Below are 16,944 nucleotides of genomic sequence, written 5' to 3' on the forward strand. Positions count from 1 at the left end.
GCACTGCGGATTCCAGTGCCGCATGTGACGAATGCCGATCGGGCGCCTCCGCCGGAGGCGTGGCCGGTTCCAGTCCAGGTCCGGTCGCGCACTGCGGCGTCTCGAGGAGGCGCGTCAGGCAATCCGGAAGTGAGGGTTCTCGCGCACGCACGGCCCGCAGGAGCCTAAAGAAGCTCGGGTCTCCCGGCAAACGGGCATGGGCGCTCAGGGTGCGCGGTGCCGGACGGAGTGCCCCGGCACAGCTTCCAACTGCTCCAGGGAGCCAAATCGGGCGCATCGAGTTGAGGGAGGCGGCGGCGGGACGCGACCACCGCGACCGCAGACTGGGCTATTGACGGCCGAAAACTCGGCCGTTGCGCCCTGTAGGCGGATTATTTAGAGCTGTTCCAGGCAGGCAAGCTCTGCCCCAGCGCTGCCGCGGCGGCGGCCAACAGGAGGAAATCCATGCGTTCACTCGTTCTCGGCGCCGTCCTCGCCGTCCTGATCCCGCTTTCGGCGCAGGCCCAGGAGGCCGGAGACGCGGCCGCCGGCGAGAAGGCGTTCGCCCCCTGCAAGGCGTGCCACAACTTCCAGAAGAATGGTGTCGGCCCGGATCTCAAGGGCGTCGTCGGCCGCAAGGCCGGCACCTACGAGGGCTACAGCTACTCCGCGGCGCTGAAGAATTCCGGGATCACCTGGGACGAGGCCAACCTGCACGAGTGGCTGAAGAACCCGAAGGCGAAGGTCCCGGGCACCAAGATGATCTTCCAGGGCTACCCCGACGACAAGAAGATCAACGACGTGATCGCCTACCTCAAGACGCAGTCCTGACGTCGACAGCTCCGGCGTTTCGAGGGGCGGCCAACGGGCCGCCCCGTCCCTAATCGGCGAGCAGGCCGTCCTGAAGGCCGCGCCGCAGGTTCACAAGATCGTCAAGAAGGGTCTTGCGGCCTTCGAGGCTGAGCCCGGTCAGTCCGCCGGCATCGTCCGGGATGCAGGCCAGAACGTCGCGCAACTTCAGTCCGTCCGGTGTCAGGAAGATGCTGACTTGGCGCTCGTCGACCCTGTCACGCGCGCGCCGCACCCGTCCCGAGGCCTCCAGGCGCTTCAGCAGCGGGGTCAGCGTGCCGGAATCGAGGAAGAGGCGGGTGCCGATCTCCTTCACCGACAGCCCGTCCTGCTCCCACAGCACGAGCAGAACGAGATATTGTGGATAGGTCAGTTCGTAGCGACCGAGGAGATTGCGATACGCGCGGCCGAAAGCGTGGGCCGCGGCGTAGACGGCGAAGCACAGCTGGTTGTCGAGGCGCTGCCGCTCCTGCCGGGTGGCCTGATCGACGGCAGCCTGCCCCGTCTGGCTCGGCTCGGCGCCGCTCTGCGCAGCCGTCGGACTCGACATAGGGGTGGTCTCTCTCTGGTAAATGCGGATCCGCATACCGGTATGGCGAAAGTTCACTCTTAGGCAGTTCGCAGCACCTGTACAATGCGCGGTGGTATAACGGACGGCGTCGCGCTGTAGGCGGCGGCGCTCAACCGTCCATCAGCGGGTGCAGATCCCGTACCATGGCCTTCAATCGTTCATCGAGGACGTGCGTGTAGATCTGCGTCGTCGAGATGTCGGCATGCCCGAGCAGTTCCTGGACGATCCGGAGATCGGCGCCGTTCTGCAGGAGATGGCTGGCGAAGGCGTGGCGTAGCACGTGCGGGCTGATCCGGTCCGGACGCAGGTCCGCCTGCAGCGCCACGGCTTTGAGGTCGCGGGCGAAGGCCTGCCGGGTGAGATGCCCGCTCTCGCTGTCGGCGGGAAAGAGCCACGCGGAGTCCTCAGGGACCGTTTCGAGGTGAGCCGCCATGGCGGATCGCGCCGCCTCGGTGAGCGGCACGAGGCGCTCCCGGCCGCCCTTGCCCTTGATGAACAGGTAGCGCTCGCGGGTCGCGCCCGCCGCGCGCGGCAGGGCGACGAGTTCGGACACGCGCAGGCCGGTGGCGTAGAGCAATTCGAGCAGGCAGACCATCCGCCGCGCCCGGCGAGCCACGCCGGGCGCCCGTTCGGCGGACGCCTCCGCCTGCGCGACGCCGAGGAGGCGATCGACCTCCGCGACGGACAGGATCTTCGGCAGGGACCGTCCCCGGCGCGGCCCCGACACGGCGACGCTGGGATCGGCTTCGGCGACCCCCTCGGCATATAGGAACTTGTGGAAGCCGCGCACGCAGGACAACCGCCGCGCCGCCGAGGACGCCTTCAGCCCCCGCGCCTCGAGATCGACAAGGAAGGCCCGGAGCGTCCCGGCATCCACCTCCGGAAGGTCGATCCCGGACCGGGCGAGGAAGCCCAGATAATCGTCGAGGTCCCGCCTGTAGGCGGACAGGGTGTTGAGACCGGCACCGCGCTCCGCGGCCAGCATGTCGAGATAGTCGGCGACCTCGGAGGACGGCGCGTGGGAGCCCTCGTCGCTGCCTTGGACCGCGGTCAACGATTGCCCGGCTGAAGCTTCGAGGCTGGGATGGTCACGGTCATCTCCCGGGGTGTGGGCTGGACGAAATTGGCCAGCGCGAACATCGCGGCAAAGACGAGGCCCGCCAGGATCGCGAGGGTGGCGAAGAAACGGAACAGGGTCGGCACGTGGGTCGAACCTCGGGCGGACGGGTGCGGTCACGGGGACCGGTGCGGGGACCAGGGCGGCAACCGGAATGAGCGGGGGCCTGCTCCCGGAAGCGCCGGGTGCCCGGTTTCGATCATGCGATGAAGGCGCTGACAAGGCCCACAACGCAACAGCGATACGTTTCGCTGGTCGCTTGAATCGCGCTAAGAGCCTGCCGCAGGATGAGTGCGGCCCCGACGCTCGGCGGCCGGGACATGGGAAGAGGGCGGTAACGCCACACGGATGCGGTGCAGCGGTCGATGAGTGAGGAGGCGGCGGGTGAACCGATCGAGGCGCGCTTGCGCCGGGCGCTTGGCCTGCGCTCGATCGTGCTCGTCGGCCTCATGGGAGCAGGCAAGAGCACGGTCGGCCGCCGCCTCGCGAGCCGCCTGGGCCTGATCTTCAAGGATGCGGACTTCGAGATCGAGGCCGCGGCCGGCCTGACCATCCCCGACATCTTCGCCATCTACGGCGAGCCGAGCTTCCGGGACGGAGAGGAGCGGGTGATCGCGCGGCTGCTCCGGGCCGGGCCCCTGGTGCTGGCCACGGGCGGCGGCGCCTACTTGCGCGAGTCCACCCGCGCGCGCATCGCGGAATCCGCGATCTCGGTCTGGCTCAAGGCCGATCTCGACGTCCTGATGCGACGGGTGCGCAAGCGCGGGAACCGCCCGCTGCTGCAGACTGAGGATCCGGAGGCGACGATGCGCGACCTGATGGCCGTGCGTCACCCGGTCTACGCCGCGGCCGACGTGATGGTCATCTCCCGGGAGGTCTCGCACGACCGCGTCGTCCAGGACGTGCTCGAGGCGCTCGACGCCCATCTCAACGGCGAGCCGCCCGTTCCCGTCGCCGCCCAGTAGAAGCCAGCGAGCCTGTCCGTGACCGAGCCCCAGACCAACGCGGATTTCCTGACGGTCCATGTGCCGCTCGATGGCGGCCGTGCCTACGACATCCGGATCGGACGCGGCCTGATCGACGCCGCCGGCGCGCCGGTGGCCGCTCTGGGTGCGCGCCGGGCCGCCATCGTCACCGACGCAACGGTCGGGCCGCTCTACGCCGGGCGCCTGCAGGACAGCCTCGAGCGGGCCGGCCTTCATGCCGGTCTCGTGACGGTCGCGCCGGGGGAGGGCTCGAAATCCTACGCGGGTTACGCGCAGGTCTGCGACGGCCTTCTGGCGCTCAAGGTGGAGCGCGGCGACCTCGTCGTGGCCCTGGGCGGCGGCGTCGTCGGCGATCTCGCCGGCTTCGCGGCGGCGACCCTGCGGCGCGGCGTGCGCTTCGTACAGGTGCCGACCAGCCTGCTGGCCCAGGTCGATTCCTCGGTGGGCGGAAAGACCGGGATCAACGCACCGCTCGGCAAGAACCTGATCGGCGCGTTCCACCAGCCGCGGCTGGTCCTGGCTGATACCGGGGCCCTCGACACCCTGTCGGAACGCGAGATGCGCGCAGGCTACGCCGAGGTCGCCAAATATGGGCTGATCGCCGATCGCGGCTTCTTCGACTGGTGCGAGGCGCACTGGCGCGGGATCTTTTCCGGCGGCCCGGAACGCGACGAGGCGGTGGCCGCCTGCTGCCGCGCGAAGGCCGCCGTGGTGACCCGCGACGAGCGGGAGGACGGCGAGCGGGCCCTCCTGAATCTCGGCCACACGTTCGGTCACGCCCTGGAGCGCCTGACGGGCTACGATGCCGGCCGGCTGGTGCACGGGGAAGGGGTGGCGATCGGCATGGCGCTGGCCTTCCGGTTCTCGGCCCGGCTCGGCCTCTGCGCCGGCCAGGATGCGGGCCGCGTCGCCAACCACCTCGCGCTGGCCGGTCTGCCGACCCGCCTGCAGGCCGTCCCGGGCGGATGCGGCGATGCCGAGGCGATCCTCGACGCCATGGCTCAGGACAAGAAGGTCCGCGACGGCGTGCTCACCTTCATCCTCGCCCGCGGGATTGGCCAGAGCTTCATCGCCCCGGGTGTGGAGCGGGCGGAGGTGGCGGCGTTCCTCCGTGACGAGTTAGCAGCTGATCACGGCGGCTGAGCCCGTTCGGCGCGCTCCGGCCTTGCCTAAAACGGGTCGGGCCGCTATGAGCCTGCCAGCCCGGCGTAACCCGTTCTGCGCCGTGCCGGGTCCGGATACAGGGCCCGGGCCGCAATAGCTCAGCTGGTAGAGCACCTCATTCGTAATGAGGGGGTCGGGGGTTCGAATCCCTCTTGCGGCACCATATGTCCACCAACGGTGACAGTAATTTCGCGAGTCCTTGGCGTTGCGGTTCGGCGCACCTTTGGCCGTCGCGTCACCGACGCGGACCATCCCGACGCGACTTGAGTTCTTTGGTCGGCGTCACCCACGACTAGGGGCTTACGCACATCGACCTGGCGGCCCTGCCTGTAGTGGGGAACAGCAAATCGCTTGCCGCCGCCGACCGTTCTGCGGAAATAGGAATAGCGAGGCAAACGCGGCGAACAGCGAGAAGATGCAGGGGTTTGTGACAGGCCGGCGGGGCGCCTCCTTCAATCCCGTTCACTCAGCCAAGCAGACGGCAGAGACACTCGGCGTCTGTACGAAGACCCTTCATGACCTGCGGGTTCGCGGCGGCGGCCCTGAAGACCTGCGGGTCGGTGCGCGGATGATCGGCTATCGCGTCTTCTAAAAACTCAAGCTCGAGTGTCTGTCGGCCGACAAGCCGTTCGAGCGTAGCAAGCCTGCCCCATAGGCCGGAATCCTGTCGGCTGCCGCCGCACCGCCGCAGAGCGCGCGGGCGACCACTGCCGCGGCAGGCTTGAGGCCGAACAGGTCCCGCAGTAAGTTCGCTTCCGTGGCCGCGACGGGGTCAAGCCGCGAAGGACGATATGCACTTGTCCGCCGAGTCGTCTGACGATGGACACTGTCAGCGACGATCGAGGAGGCATCAACCGATCAGTCTTCTTATGGTCCCTTTGGCAAACTAAGGTCGAGCGTGCGGATGATGCGCCGTGGCGCTGCCGCCGTCTGAGCGCGGCGTCAATTCGCTAACTTTACTTTCTTTTCTTCCAGTCAATACACAACGCCGGGCGCTGGCCGCTGTTAAGCTTGCGCGCGATCGGCTGGACGCTCGCCTCCGCACTTGCACTGCACAAACCGCTCGTGCACGAATGAGTTGTCTGCGCCGACTTATAGATGGCGCCTCAATATGCTACTCCGAAGATCGATTGCAGCATCAAAGGGTCGGTTTAAGGACCGACACGAAATATAAGCTGCCCGAGGGTAAACAATGGATAGAGCCGAGTTGATGCATGGCTTGGAACACGCGCGAACTTCGAATGTCGAACGAGCGCCAATCATTCCAATCCGCGAGAGACGGTTGCTAACCATTGCTCCACGTATATTGCTCGTAGGTCTCGCATTACTGGTCGCCGCCGCCTCTTTTTCCGGATACTACACAAAGTGGCAGTTCCGCGATGTCGCCCCGGAGTCAGGGCTCAATAAGATGCTTGATGGGACCGCAATGCGACCCTACGCTTATCGAAGGCTGGTCGTGGACACGGTCAACGCGATCGATCAGGTTGCACCCCCTGCCGTCAGGCTTCTCGCCGCTCATTTTTTGCATCGGCGCGACGGCACGCCCCGGCTCGCCTTTCCCTCCTTTGTCGAGAGCGATAGCAGCAAGATACTGCGCTACGTACTGGTATATTTTATCACTTATTTAAGCGCAGTCGCACTTACTGTGCTCGGATACATGCTTGCTCGAAGTGAAGGTTTCGGGCCGTTTGCTTGCGGTGCAGGCGCTGCATCGTTCATGTTGATATTTCCGTTAATGCAATCTTTTGGTGGATTTTTTTATGATTACATCGAATTGGCATTTTTCTGCTTGTTCCTGCTGCTGGCTCGCAAAGCGTGGTGGCCCGCCATGCTCGCAGTCACGGTGCTCGCCACATGGTCAAAGGAAAGCTTCTTTTTCTTCGCGTTAACTGCCTATCCCTTGCTGCGTGAGCGCAAATCGGTACCCATGTCTGCGGCAATCACCGCAAGTTGCGTCGCCCTTGCAGGTCTTACCTATGAAGTTGCAAGAATTCGCTTCGGAGCCAATGCGGGCGACACTGCCGAATACCACCTCATCGATCAACTCAATTATTTTCTGTCCGGTATTTTTCTCGTCAAGTGGGAAATTACCTACGGAGTTCCCCTGCCGCACCCGTTCAGTCTGCCCTCGATCATCGCGGTCACCGCGTTGGTTGCGGTCGGTTGGCGATGGGTGACTCCGGCGATGCGTCAGCAGATTGCAATTGCGGCCGCACTCAACGTGCCTCTTTTCCTGCTGTTCTGCGCTCCGGGCGAGGCGCGGAACCTGAGTATGCTGTTTCCGGGTCTGCTTGTCATGATGGCGGCTGCATTCCAAGCTTCCACACTCTGCAGCAGCGCCTATCAGCTGCAGAGGTGACACCATGCTCGTTTGGATACTCCTCGGGATCACTGTGGTGCTCACCGGGTGCGCGCAGATCTGCCTGAAGCTCGGCGTGCAGTCGCTGCTCGCCCATGCCGATCCCGCGCGTGGCGCACTGGGGCTGGTGATCGCTTTTTGGCTGGAATGGCGGCTCCTCGGCGGACTCGCGCTCTACGGTATCGCGACGCTCACGTGGCTCTTCGTGCTGTCACGCCTGCCGTTGTCGCTGGCTTACCCGTTTGTCGGGCTGAGCTTCGTAACAGTTGCGGCACTCTCGGTCGTGCTGCTGGGTGAGCGCATCGTGCCTCTGCAAGTGGCTGGGACGGTGCTGATCGCGCTCGGCGTCGTGCTGGTCGCGATGTCGGGCAACGCGAATCCGAAATCACCGCCGATGATGTCGGCCGCGGAGGGGAACAATGAGCCTTGAGCAGCTGACCACAGCACAAGCGAGGTCAGACAAGACGCCGCTTTGCGTCGACCTCGATGGGACGCTGATCCACGGTGATCTGCTGTACGAGGCGGTGTTCGCCGCGCTCAAGCGGTCTCCGGGCGCCGCCTTCGAGCTGCTCGGCGCTATGCTGCAAGGACGATTGGCGGTCAAACACGTCCTTGCGCGCGTGGCGCCTTTCGATCCTGCACTCCTTCCCTATCGCACCGACCTCGTTGAATACCTGCGCCAGGAGCGTGCGATGGGTCGCCCGATCCATCTTGTCACAGCTTCGCCCAGAGCCTGGGCGGAGCAAGTTGCCGCGCACATCGGAATCTTCGATGCCGTGTATGGGTCGGAAAGCGTCAACCTGAAGGGTGCAGCCAAGGCGCGCTTCCTCGCCGAGTCCCATCCGGACGGCTACGACTATATCGGCGACGCGAAGGCTGACTTGCACGTCTGGCAAGGTTCACGCCGCGTGTTGCGCGCTGGTCGCGGGACGCGCCTGCAACTCGCGGACGCGAAAACGTCGCATCGCGACTTCCCGACAAACGTTTTCCCGCCCTTCCCGCTGCTGCGAGCGATGAGGCCGCACCAGTGGCTCAAGAACCTGTTGATCTTCCTGCCGCTGTGTGCCTCGCACCAGATCGACAACCTCGGGCTGGTCATTGATTCCGCATTCGCATTCATCGCGTTCTCGTTGACGGCATCGGCCACCTACTTGTTCAACGACCTGCTCGATATCCCGTCGGATCGCGCCCATCCGCGTAAACGCACCCGGCCTTTCGCATCGGGAGCACTGTCCATCCCGGTGGGTGTGGCGGCGGGCGCCATACTGTTCGGCGTGGCGTTGGTGATTGCGGCGATGACCGGGGTCGGCTTCTTGGCCGTACTGATCTGTTATATATTACTCACTGTTGCGTATTCAGTTCGTCTGAAGTTATCTATGTTGATCGATGTGTTCACGCTTGCGACGCTCTACTCCGCCCGCGTCGTTGCGGGCGGGGCCGCGACCGGCGTGCCGCTGTCGATTTGGCTGCTCGCCTTCTCGATGTTCCTGTTCTTGGCGCTGGCGATCGTGAAGCGATGCGCCGAGCTCGTCGACCGTACGAAGGCTGTTGACGAGCGGATTTCGGGGCGCGGATATTTTGGCGGCGATCTATCGGTCCTGCAATCGCTGGGCAGCGGGAGCAGCTTCGCGGCTGTCCTCGTCCTGTCACTCTACGCTGCTCAACCGGAGGTCACTCGCCTTTATGCCAATCCGGCACTGCTGTGGTTTATCGGACCCATACTACTATACTGGTTAAGTCGGATGATGCTGCTCGCGCAGCGAGGCCACATGCATGATGATCCGATTATCTTCGCTCTTCGTGAGCGAAAGAGCCAAATCCTGATCTTGATTTGCGTCCTAGTGGCGCTCGCGGCGGTTAAGCTCGACATGCCTATGGGATTGATCCTGCCGGGAAAGTGATGGTGATCTGCCCCCACTGGGTGGTCCGCGCGTAGGGTCCGTGCATGTTCGGCCTGGAGTTGACCCGGTTTGTGATCCACCGCCGTTACAAGTTCTCGGGCTGTGACAGCTTGGTTGGCGAAGGCCCTGGTCGTCGAGTCGCCCAGGGCCGTGTGGGGTCAATCTTCAGCATCATGACACCTTCAGCCCTCGATGCGCTCGCGGGCATCGGCCAGCGACTGGACCCCCAGGGGGCTCAGACATTCCGCCCGCAGGCGGCCGGTGGCCACTCGCAGGCTTTCTGGCCGACCTCGCCCCTGGATTGAGGCGTCGAGCGCTTCGGTCACTTGGAAGGCGCGGTAGGTGGCTCTCGGTGTGAACCGAACCGTCGCGGCCTGCCCTCGGACGCAGCTCCCGGTAGATTGGACGACCGCCATGGGCGGAGTTCGATGGAGAACTCGCGGTTGGTCTGGATCGAGGTTTGACCGGGGTCTTGGCCGAAGGCCTTCCGCCCGGCGGTGAGGCCGGGCTCGGCTGCCCAAGGTGATCAGCGTGACCAGCTTCCGTCGGTTCGGGGCGGCGGCCGCGCGATGGAACTCGTCCCGGGCCCCGTCCGGCCCCCGCAATCGAAGCCGATCCACCCGCAGGGTCCGCGCGAGGTGCTCACACAGCATCTCGACCGTCCTGCGACTCCGCCGCGAGGTACGGGCTGCCTCCGAGGCGCAGATGTCGCGCGCCATCTGCCGGGCGTCCCCGTGGATCGAGCGCGGGATTTTGCGGGCGGATGCGGCGGGGCAGCATCGTGGCTTCAGCGCGCAGGCATCGCAGTCGTGCTTGCTCGCGCAGTGGCACTGCATCTCGTCTGCGTCGACGAGCGGGGTCAGTGACCTGTGGACCTTTTGACGTTGCCACAGGTGCTTGCCGGCCGTGCAGATGTAGGCGTCGGCGCCGAGTCGCAGGTGAAGGCCAATCGGCTGAAGGTGCCGTCGCAGCGCTCGGACTCGTCAACGACGGGGATGAGCGGCTCGATGCCCTGCTCGTGGACGAGCCAGCCCAGCATCGGGGCCGAACTGTCGCCGCCGTCACCTGCGAGCCGGGCGGGGTAGAGATCGGAGCGCTCGCGCGAGCGCACGATCATGCGAATGGCGGCCGTGACCTCGGCCTGCCGGATCGCGGTGGTCGGCTCGACGTCCACGCACACCGCGTGGTCGAGGTCGATCAGATGGTTGGCCGCGTAGGCGAAGTCGGCCAGCCCATCGTCCGCGCCCGTCCAGCGCGCGGCCGGGTCGGCGGGGAGACGAGCTTGGGCACGACCGGCCTCGCAGCGCCGAACGCGGCGTCGAGCACGGCCGGGTACTCTCCGGCGGCACGTCTGACAATGTCGGGTAGCAGGCCGTTCATATCCTCGACGCCCATCTGCCGATTGGTATCGGCCTTGATCAGGCTGGCGTCGGTCGATCATCGGTTCCCTCACCGCGCCTTCAGCTCGGCTGCGCACTTCCGGATTTATTCCCGGCAAAATCCGCGCTCATGTCGCCCTGCCAGCGTCGAGTGCGACGGGATCGACTTCTTCGCTGCAAGGGTAGGCCCGCGCGACGGGGGGCGGCCAAAGGGTGCCGTCCACATCTGTCCAGGAACTCGCGCCTGCATTAACGTCCTGCCGAAAGGGAGGAGGGCCTGATGCGACGGCTCGCAACGGCGTTGACGGCGATTGGATTGGCGACGACTGGAGCCAACGCTGCCTGCCATAAGGTGCCGGTCATCGAAACCTCGAAGGTTCTCATCGGCGCGTTCTCGCAGCGCATGAAACAAGTTGGTGCCGACGACTGGCACTTCGGTACTCAGACGACCCGCGGCCCGATGTTCTTCTCCCTGGACTCGCGCGTGCAACTCTTCGTCAAGGACGCCGATGGGCTCGCGGGGGAAGTGGGCCTGCTGCTCAACAAGCCGACACCGACCGACAACGTGCAGTTCGAAGCAGCGGCCACGTTTCTCGCAGCGTACATCTCCGGCGTGCCCGAGAGCGCCTTGCGACCGCTCATCGTCCGCGCGATTGCCGAAGTCCGCAGAACCCGCGAGAACCAAACCGTTCGGGACGGCGAGACGACGCTGATCCTCAGCAGTCCGGACGTCGACACCGTAGCCGTGATCTCTGGACGTTTGCGATGCGACCGAGATCGGACTCATTACGCGACCTCGGCGGCGAGCTGACTGACCAGCGCCTGATCGGCACGCTCATGGCGCGTCATCCGCTCATCACAGCGCCTCTGCTCGCCCATCGCTGAGCTCCGGCAGCTCGCGCAGGCCACGGAACGGGCGGACGACCCGGCTACCGTTCTGGCGCTGGATCAGGACGTTGTGCGGAGCGCGGCGGCAGCTCCAGCTGCAGTCGTTCAGCGGGCTCATCGGTGCAGACGATCCGGCGCTGGTCTTGCCCCAACGGCTCAGCACTCGGACGGACCAGCCCGCCTCGAGGTCGGTGCGGCCGATCATGCCTCATCCTCATCTGACAGGAGAGCAAGGGCGGCTTCGGCTAACGCTTCCCAGTGATTGACTGAGGCGGGGCAGAGAGAAGCGTAAGATCTCTGCACATGGAGCCGGTCTGCTGATCGCCGGTAAAGCTCGCGCTGTTCCTCACTTAACACCGACCAATCCCTGCGGTCGTCAGCTTCGCGGTGGAGATCGCGGGCGCGTTGTTCACGGTCATCAATCATCCCGGATTCCCGCTGCGCCGAATCTGACCTCTGTAACGGCGTAATATTGAACGGTAAAAGTCGGCTATGCCAGTAGTTTTCGCGGCTCTATCGCTCTTGTTTGCCATACGTCGTCCGGAGATAAGCTCGTGAGCTTCGGCTTTTGGCGCCTGTCCAGGAGATTGTTGGCGATGAGCGGTGGCGTCTCAAAGAAGGCATTCGCGGTGGCGATGCGTGTGCAGCGGCCGCCTCAGGACTCGACCACGCCTTCGCCCGAGCAGCCCGAGTTGCGCCTTCCGAGGATACGGCCAAGCGAGGTCGCCGCCGCCGCTGGCGTTGATGCGGTCCGCCGTGCGCTCGAAGGATTGCTGGTCGAGACGCGACCGGCGGTCTGACGCGGCACTGAGCGCTCAGCAGTGCGGTCGGCCGACCATCAGCGTACCTTCCCGCCGAACAGATCGCCCTTCGCGCCCTCGGCGTCGGTCTCAGCTCGGAGCTTGCGGGCGATCGCCTGCTGAGCGCGGTCTGGCGGTCGGCGAGCGCGATCCATCGCGGAGAGGCTCGAAGGCGCTGGGCCAGCTCCCGCTCGGCGCCGGCTGCCAAGTTGGCGGCGGTGAAAGCCTCAGCCATGGACGGGCTCCCAATCGATCACGGAACGAACCGTGCCGCTGGTCGCTTCATTTTCCATAAATTAGGTGGCGCTCCTGCCGTGCGCGGGCGACTGGACACGCTGTGCTCCGTTCGTCCGACGCATCCGGAGAACATCGGAAGTGCGCGATGACAGGCGGCGAGAATGACGGCGTGGTGCCGTCCTCGAAGGACGTTGGGAAACGGTAATCACCCGGGCGACGTAGTAGAGGCGGCTGTGCTCGCGGCGGAACGCGCCCCAGTCGGCCATGCGGGCGAGCTTCCATTCGGTTGACCCACCGAGGAAGATGCCCACGCTCGGAGCGGCGCGAGGTCGGCGTGGTCCATGCCACCCCGCACGGCGATCAGCACGCGTGGCACGACTGACAGGCACCGATTGAGGTAACGGACGGACAGGTCGGGCGGGGGAGGCCCGCCTGCGACGATCCGAAATCGGATCCGCTCACCCGTTTTCGGTCAGGTCCACTCCCCCACGCGCCAGACGCCAGCGCGCGGGATGAGCAAGCCCCAACCGTGCCGGCCGAGGGCATCGAGGTTGCGGCGCCTGCCGGTGCGTGAAGCCCAGCACCTCATGCCGCCGCTTCTGGTGCCAGGTTCGCGGACGAGGCCCCATCCACATAATTCACAGCCGTCACAAACCTGTTTCTAACTGATGTTAGAGACAGCATTGCTCCTTCATGGAAGATTAGCTGCTCGCGTCGAGAGTCGTCATGGGCGCCAGTGCAGTCATGATATCGGCCCTGGCAGCGATCACCTTCATGGTCGTTGGTCATGACGTTTTGAGCGACGGCCGTAGATTTGCCGAAGCGATTCACGACTTCGTGTGGGTCGCATCGGGTCTGTTCGCTGCTGTGGCGGTGTGGTTGTTCGTCGCTCAGCCGGGACCGTGCGTCAGAACAGCTTGCGATCAGACTGTTCGCGCAGGCTCTGGATCGGCCGGGCCCGGCGCGAGAGACGAACTGATTCGGGGCCAGTTGCGCATCATTCAAGACGGCGGCACCCACCCGTTCCCTGAACGGCGGAAGGAACGCGGTGCGGATAAGCAGCCAAGCGTTTTGATGAAACCGCACGGACCCGCGCCTGAAATCTAACCCGTATTGGCGCGGCAGGCGTGGACGCCCCGTAGGTCCGCACCTGTGAACTCTAGCACCGCGGCGCTCTGCTATGCGTTCGCTGTCTCGTGAGAATGCGGGCCATTCATACCCGCTTCCCATAAGGGCTGCAGGCTACGCCGGCTTCTCTCCGGTCGGGTTAAACCAGAACGATGTCTGGATCGCGGTGCCCGGCATGCATCCCGATCCGGCGGCTATCGGCCGGTTCGTGATCCACGGCGCCGTCAACGGCGTAGTCAGGCGATCACCTCTTCTCCGGATTGGGGTCGGGACGCTGCACGGTGACCCTGCCGTCGCACTCGCTGCCGGGGACGGTCTCCCACCCGTGCTGTGCTGCGGCTTGAGCCTGATCGAGCGTCACAGGCATCTCGCCATGAGCAAGGCGATCTCCGAAGGCGCTAAGCCACAGGTCGCCGGACGAGTCGGCTATGTCGCCGGGCTCAGTGCAAGGGATGGGGAGCCTGCTAGGGCTGCCGAGTTCGAAAGCTGTCGGCTGCTTAAAGAGCATGGAGTTTGGCCCCGGTACGATATCCTTTTTCATGGCCAATCTCTGCAACCTCGCTGGCGTGAGTTAGAGGCGCGACCGCACGACGACAACTCTCACAGGCGTCATACTTCCGGATCCAACCGGCGTCGCGTACGTGACCGCGCCCGACCGCTTGGCTGGACGACCAATCGCGCATCGCACCGGATTTGCAGTCGTGATCCAGGTCGACGGCTATGCGGCCTACGAAAGCTTAGCCCACGGCGGCGCAGTACATCCTCTCGCGCGACGGCCTAGTTTGCGCAAGAGCCACTGCCCATGTCTCGTCTTTGCCCTCGTTTAGAGGCAAGGTCAATCGAACCCCGAAAGCGGACCTCGCGGCATCCCTGACTGTCAAAGTTTTCGAGATACCTTGCCTCGTCAGCGAATACCGCCGTCGCTCAGCCGATACCAACCGATGATCGCAGAGACGTACAGGCGGTGCAGCGCGTGAAGCGGCAGGGGCCTTACCGGCGTGGGCAACAGAGGAAGGCTGTCGGCATCGCCGGTCGCGATGTACGCGGCGATCGCCCGGCCCATCGCCGACTGAAGACCGACGCCGCGGCCCTGGCAGCCGATGTCGATGAGCAGTCCAGGTGCCGGTTCGTGAAGATGAGGTAGATAATCCCGGGTGATCGCCACGCGGCCACACCAGCGGTGATCGAAAGCGATACCGTCGAGCTGCGGAAAGAGCTTGCCGACGATCCGTTCCAGATGGACCCAGTCGTGCGGGCTGCGCGGCTCCCGGAAAGGGCCGAGGGCGCCCATCAGCAGCCGGCCCGTATGGTCGAGCCGGAAATACAGCAACAGCTTGCGCGTGTCCGAGGAGACCTGCCCCTCGGGCAGGATCGAGCGCCGCAGGTTGTCAGAAAGCGGTACCGTGGCGACCTGGAAGGAGTTGGCCGCGATCACCGTCCGGGCCAGGCCAGGCCAGAGCCCGCCGGTGTAGCCGTTGGTGCAGAGGACGACGCGCTCGGTCGCAAGGCGAGCTCCCTGCGCCGTGGTGACGGTCCAGCCCGATCCGGTCCGGGCGAGGGTTGTCACGGGCGATCCTCCGTGGATCGCGGCCCCCGCCGTCAGGGCGGCCCGGGCCAGACCCCGGGCGTAGCTCAGCGGCTGGATCGCGCCGCCGCGACCATCGAGCCAGCCGCCGAGGTACCGCTCCGTGCCGAGCAGCCGGTCGGTCTCGTCCTTGTCGAGGACGCGGGCCGGGGCACCGAGGTCCGCCCACTGGCGCGCCCGCCGCGCGACCTCCTCCAGTCCGGCCTCCGTGTGGGCGCCCTGGATCCAGCCCGCGCGCCGGTGCGGCACGTCCATCGCGTGCCGATCAATGAGATCGAAAACCACGTCGGCGGTGCCGCCGGCGAAGCGGGCGAGCCGTTCGCCGCGCTCGCGCCCGAACCGGGCAATGAGATCGGCGGGGTCGTACTTCAAACCCGGGATGACCTGACCGCCGTTGCGCCCGGAGCCGCCGAAGCCGATCTCGCGCGCCTCCAGGACGACCGGCCGGATCCCCCGCTCGGCGAGATGCAGGGCGGTGGACAGGCCGCAGAAGCCGCCGCCGACGATCACCACGTCGGCCTGGCCGGACTCGGCCAAAGGCGGCGTCTCCGGCGCAGGCTCCGCAGTGGTGGCCCAGAGCGATGGGGCGAGCGGGAACGGTTCGGCCACGGCCTGTCCTACAGCGGATGCAGCACGCGCTGCAGGAAGTCCTGAGTGCGGGGGTTCTGTGGGCGGTTCAGGATCTCGGCGGCGGGCCCCTGCTCGACGAGGCGCCCCCCGTCGAGGAACAGGACCCGGTCGGCCACCTCCCGGGCGAAGCCGATCTCGTGGGTCACGACGATCATCGTCATGCCCTCGTCCGCGAGGCCGCGCATCACCCGCAGCACGTCGCCGACGAGTTCGGGGTCGAGCGCCGAAGTCGGCTCGTCGAACAGGATCGCGTCAGGCCGCATGGCGAGCGCCCGGGCGATGGCGACGCGCTGCTGCTGACCGCCCGAGAGCTGGTCCGGCCGGGCATGCTCCTTCCCCGACAGGCCGACCCGGGCGAGCAGCGCGACGGCCCGCGCCTCCGCCTCCGCACGGGGCTCGCCCTTCACGTATAACGGTCCCTCGACGACGTTTTCGAGGGCGGTGCGGTTGGCGAACAGGTTGAATCGCTGGAACACCATGGAGACCCGCGTGCGGATCGCCTTGATGCTGCGCGCATCCCGGTCGACGCGCGTGCCGCCGACGCGGATCTCGCCGCCGTCATAGGCCTCGAGCCCGTTGATGCAGCGCAGGAGTGTCGACTTTCCGGAGCCCGACGGCCCGATGATGCAGACCACTTCGCCCTTGGCGACCTCGGCCGATACGCCCTTGATCACCTCCAGCGCGCCGTAGTGCTTGCGAACATCCTCGAGGACGATCATCGATGCCGACCCTTGGCCTCGAGATGGCGGACCAGCAGGATCAGCGGCAGGCTGAGAGCCAGGTACATCAGCGCCACCATCGTGTAGACGCTGGTGTTCTTGAAGGTTGACGACGCGATCAGCTTGCCCTGCAGGGCGAGTTCCGCGACCGTGATGGTCGAGGCCTGGGACGAATCCTTGAGCATCATGATCATGATGTTGCCGTAGGGCGGCAGCGCGATCCGGATCGCCTGCGGCAGGATCACCCGCCGCATCGTCATGCCCCAGCTCATGCCGATGGAGAGCGCGGCCTCGACCTGCCCGCGGTCCACGGCCTCGATGCCGGCGCGGAAGTTCTCGGCCTGATAGGCCGAGTAGGCGATGCCGAGGCCGATGATCGCCGCCTGGACGGCCGTCAGCGACAGGCCGAAATCGGGCAGCACGAAGTAGATGTAGAACAGCTGCACGATGATCGGGATACCGCGCAGGATGTTGATCATCACGGCGCTGAAGCCCGCCAGAACGGCGATGCCGGAGACCCGCAGCACGGCCCAGACGAGGCCGAGGAGTGTCGAGACCACCAGCGAGGCGAGGGTGATCAGGACCGTGAGTTGCACGCCCTGGAGCAGGATCGGCAGGTAGTCCTGCGCGTCGGCGAGGAACTCGCGCACGA

Annotated in this window: 17 protein-coding genes, 1 tRNA gene and 2 pseudogenes; 11 read left to right on the forward strand and 9 right to left on the reverse strand. The window is 65.7% G+C overall.

Annotation, left to right across the window (positions count from 1 at the left end):
* Nucleotides 1-444: 444 nt before the first annotated feature.
* Complete coding sequence (locus ACLBX9_RS23380; protein WP_158169194.1) at nucleotides 445-810, forward strand: c-type cytochrome; 366 nt, start codon at nucleotides 445-447, stop codon at nucleotides 808-810.
* Between the two features lie 49 nt (nucleotides 811-859).
* Here ACLBX9_RS23380 and ACLBX9_RS23385 read toward each other — a convergent pair whose 3' ends face one another.
* The 3 genes from ACLBX9_RS23385 to ACLBX9_RS23395 form a co-directional block, all read right to left on the reverse strand.
* Nucleotides 860-1,378: a MarR family winged helix-turn-helix transcriptional regulator gene (locus ACLBX9_RS23385; RefSeq protein ID WP_010684026.1), complete on the reverse strand. Its 519-nt coding sequence runs from the start codon at nucleotides 1,376-1,378 to the stop codon at nucleotides 860-862.
* Nucleotides 1,379-1,508: 130 nt separating this feature from the next.
* Nucleotides 1,509-2,453, reverse strand: a complete 945-nt coding sequence (locus ACLBX9_RS23390) for a site-specific tyrosine recombinase XerD (protein WP_447720591.1) — start codon at nucleotides 2,451-2,453, stop codon at nucleotides 1,509-1,511.
* Nucleotides 2,450-2,602 carry a hypothetical protein gene (locus tag ACLBX9_RS23395; protein ID WP_010684024.1) on the reverse strand — a complete coding sequence of 51 codons (153 nt, stop codon included), beginning with the start codon at nucleotides 2,600-2,602 and terminating at the stop codon, nucleotides 2,450-2,452. The genes ACLBX9_RS23390 and ACLBX9_RS23395 overlap by 4 nt, the downstream gene beginning before the upstream one ends.
* Before the next feature lie 279 nt (nucleotides 2,603-2,881).
* Here ACLBX9_RS23395 and ACLBX9_RS23400 point away from each other — a divergent pair, with 279 nt between their 5' ends.
* The 6 genes from ACLBX9_RS23400 (at nucleotide 2,882) to ACLBX9_RS23425 (ending at nucleotide 8,926) form a co-directional block, all read left to right on the forward strand.
* Complete coding sequence (locus ACLBX9_RS23400) at nucleotides 2,882-3,481, forward strand: shikimate kinase (protein WP_010684023.1); 600 nt, start codon at nucleotides 2,882-2,884, stop codon at nucleotides 3,479-3,481.
* Between the two features lie 18 nt (nucleotides 3,482-3,499).
* Nucleotides 3,500-4,645 (forward strand): 3-dehydroquinate synthase, encoded by a 1,146-nt coding sequence (gene aroB, locus ACLBX9_RS23405; RefSeq protein ID WP_447720592.1) that lies wholly within the window; start codon nucleotides 3,500-3,502, stop codon nucleotides 4,643-4,645.
* A 108-nt stretch (nucleotides 4,646-4,753) separates the two neighbouring features.
* Nucleotides 4,754-4,829, forward strand: a tRNA-Thr gene (locus tag ACLBX9_RS23410).
* A 1,293-nt stretch (nucleotides 4,830-6,122) separates the two neighbouring features.
* The gene (locus ACLBX9_RS23415; RefSeq protein WP_447720593.1) at nucleotides 6,123-7,025 is read left to right on the forward strand and encodes a hypothetical protein; all 903 of its coding nucleotides are present in this window, start codon (nucleotides 6,123-6,125) and stop codon (nucleotides 7,023-7,025) included.
* Between the two features lie 4 nt (nucleotides 7,026-7,029).
* On the forward strand, nucleotides 7,030-7,455 hold the full coding sequence (locus ACLBX9_RS23420; protein WP_447720594.1) for a DMT family transporter: 426 nt from the start codon (nucleotides 7,030-7,032) through the stop codon (nucleotides 7,453-7,455).
* A complete protein-coding gene (locus ACLBX9_RS23425) occupies nucleotides 7,445-8,926 on the forward strand; it encodes a UbiA family prenyltransferase (RefSeq protein WP_010684018.1) in 1,482 nt (493 codons plus the stop codon). Before ACLBX9_RS23420 ends, ACLBX9_RS23425 begins: the two co-directional genes overlap by 11 nt.
* An 89-nt stretch (nucleotides 8,927-9,015) precedes the next feature.
* Here the strand turns inward: ACLBX9_RS23425 and ACLBX9_RS23430 are convergent.
* Nucleotides 9,016-9,282, reverse strand: a pseudogene (locus ACLBX9_RS23430) (IS3 family transposase); the annotation flags it as partial.
* 162 nt (nucleotides 9,283-9,444) lie between these two features.
* A pseudogene (locus ACLBX9_RS23435) lies at nucleotides 9,445-10,363 on the reverse strand (transposase); the annotation flags it as partial.
* Between the two features lie 222 nt (nucleotides 10,364-10,585).
* Between ACLBX9_RS23435 and ACLBX9_RS23440 the strand changes: the two are divergent.
* Nucleotides 10,586-11,116, forward strand: a complete 531-nt coding sequence (locus ACLBX9_RS23440; protein WP_447720595.1) for a hypothetical protein — start codon at nucleotides 10,586-10,588, stop codon at nucleotides 11,114-11,116.
* Nucleotides 11,117-11,161: 45 nt separating this feature from the next.
* Here the strand turns inward: ACLBX9_RS23440 and ACLBX9_RS23445 are convergent, their stop codons facing one another.
* Nucleotides 11,162-11,398: a hypothetical protein gene (locus tag ACLBX9_RS23445; RefSeq protein ID WP_447720596.1), complete on the reverse strand. Its 237-nt coding sequence runs from the start codon at nucleotides 11,396-11,398 to the stop codon at nucleotides 11,162-11,164.
* Between the two features lie 349 nt (nucleotides 11,399-11,747).
* Here ACLBX9_RS23445 and ACLBX9_RS23450 point away from each other — a divergent pair, with 349 nt between their 5' ends.
* The 3 genes from ACLBX9_RS23450 (at nucleotide 11,748) to ACLBX9_RS23460 (ending at nucleotide 14,185) form a co-directional block, all read left to right on the forward strand.
* The gene (locus ACLBX9_RS23450) at nucleotides 11,748-11,993 is read left to right on the forward strand and encodes a hypothetical protein (protein WP_447720597.1); all 246 of its coding nucleotides are present in this window, start codon (nucleotides 11,748-11,750) and stop codon (nucleotides 11,991-11,993) included.
* Nucleotides 11,994-12,956: 963 nt separating this feature from the next.
* Nucleotides 12,957-13,337, forward strand: a complete 381-nt coding sequence (locus ACLBX9_RS23455) for a hypothetical protein (RefSeq protein WP_447720598.1) — start codon at nucleotides 12,957-12,959, stop codon at nucleotides 13,335-13,337.
* Nucleotides 13,338-13,969: 632 nt separating this feature from the next.
* Nucleotides 13,970-14,185 carry a hypothetical protein gene (locus ACLBX9_RS23460; RefSeq protein WP_447720640.1) on the forward strand — a complete coding sequence of 72 codons (216 nt, stop codon included), beginning with the start codon at nucleotides 13,970-13,972 and terminating at the stop codon, nucleotides 14,183-14,185.
* 77 nt (nucleotides 14,186-14,262) lie between these two features.
* Here the strand turns inward: ACLBX9_RS23460 and ACLBX9_RS23465 are convergent, their stop codons facing one another.
* From ACLBX9_RS23465 to ACLBX9_RS23475, 3 genes are read right to left on the reverse strand one after another with little or no spacing between them, the layout of a single operon-like run.
* Nucleotides 14,263-15,552 (reverse strand): NAD(P)/FAD-dependent oxidoreductase, encoded by a 1,290-nt coding sequence (locus tag ACLBX9_RS23465; protein ID WP_447720599.1) that lies wholly within the window; start codon nucleotides 15,550-15,552, stop codon nucleotides 14,263-14,265.
* 8 nt (nucleotides 15,553-15,560) lie between these two features.
* Nucleotides 15,561-16,292 carry an amino acid ABC transporter ATP-binding protein gene (locus tag ACLBX9_RS23470; RefSeq protein WP_010684008.1) on the reverse strand — a complete coding sequence of 244 codons (732 nt, stop codon included), beginning with the start codon at nucleotides 16,290-16,292 and terminating at the stop codon, nucleotides 15,561-15,563.
* On the reverse strand, nucleotides 16,289-16,942 hold the full coding sequence (locus ACLBX9_RS23475) for an amino acid ABC transporter permease (RefSeq protein WP_447720641.1): 654 nt from the start codon (nucleotides 16,940-16,942) through the stop codon (nucleotides 16,289-16,291). Before ACLBX9_RS23475 ends, ACLBX9_RS23470 begins: the two co-directional genes overlap by 4 nt.
* Between the last annotated feature and the right edge of the window lie 2 nt (nucleotides 16,943-16,944).

The organism is Methylobacterium sp. A49B (assembly GCF_053346215.1).